Source organism: Mesorhizobium sp. M4A.F.Ca.ET.020.02.1.1 (assembly GCF_004022645.1).
In the GTDB taxonomy this organism is placed as follows: domain Bacteria; phylum Pseudomonadota; class Alphaproteobacteria; order Rhizobiales; family Rhizobiaceae; genus Mesorhizobium.
Map to the genome: position 1 here is coordinate 1 of NZ_RZOI01001125.1, position 1,219 is coordinate 1,219.

General features: G+C 64.1%; 1 protein-coding gene. It reads left to right on the plus strand.

The features are described 5' to 3' along the window. Window positions 1-1,086 (plus strand): lysine--tRNA ligase (locus tag EN742_RS35380; RefSeq protein ID WP_148670547.1); only part of this gene is annotated, 1,086 nt, incomplete at its 5' end. Window positions 1,087-1,219: the final 133 nt, after the last annotated feature.

The window sequence follows — 1,219 nt, forward strand, 5'->3', positions numbered from 1 at the left end:
GAGCGCCAGGCGACCTATAGCCCGTTCCTGCCGATCTCGCCGAAGAGCGGCCGCGTGCTCTATGTGCCGATGAAGCATGTCGACGCAAAAGCCGGCACCGTCACCTTCGATGACGAAGGCACCGAGACCACGCTCTCGATCAGGGGCGGCAAGGTCAAGCTGCAGTGGAAGCCGGATTTCGGCATGCGCTGGGCCGCGCTCGGCGTCGATTTCGAGATGTTCGGCAAGGATCACCAGACCAATGCGGTGATCTACGACCGCATCTGCAACATCCTCGGCGGACGCGCGCCGGAGCATTTCGTCTACGAGTTGTTCCTCGACGAGAACGGCCAGAAGATCTCGAAGTCGAAGGGCAACGGACTGACCATCGACGAATGGCTGACTTATGCTCCGACCGAGAGCCTCGGGCTATACATGTACCAGCGGCCGCGGCAGGCCAAGAAGCTCTATTTCGACGTCATCCCGAAGGCAGTCGACGAATATTACAGCTTCCTCGGCGCCTACTCCCGGCAGGACTGGAAGGAGCGGCTCGGTAATCCGGTCTGGCACATGCATGACGGCAACCCGCCGGCCATCGACCTGCCGGTGCCGTTCGCGCTGCTGCTCAACCTGGTCAGCGCCTCGAACGCGCATGACAAGGCAGTGCTGTGGGGCTTCATCTCTCGACACGCGCCGGGCGTGACGCCGACGACGCATCCTGAGCTTGATCGGTTGACGGGCTACGCGATCCGCTACTTCGACGATTTCGTGAAGCCGACCAAAGTTTTCCGCGCCGCCGACGAGGTAGAGCGCGATGCACTGGCGAAGCTTTCCGACGCGCTCGGCGCGCTGCCGCAGGGCGCCGACGGCGAGGCGATCCAGAACGCGGCGCTCAACGTGGCGCGCCGGATCGATCGCTATCAGGATCATTCCAAGCAGAGTCCCGAAGGCGGGCCGGGTGTTTCCGTCGCCTTCTTCCAGATGATCTACCAGGTGCTGATCGGGCAGGAGCGCGGACCGCGTTTCGGCTCCTTCGCCGCGCTCTACGGCATCGCCGAGACGCGGGCGCTCATTGAGCGGGCGCTGGCCGGTCAGCTAGCGGCGTAAGGACGCCATCTTCCGCCGGCAAGATCGAATCCGGCGCGGCGAAGGAGCCGAAACGCGGTCCGCGCTCCTGCCCGATCAGCACCTGGTAGATCATCTGGAAGAAGGCGACGGAAACACCCGGCCCGCCTTCGGG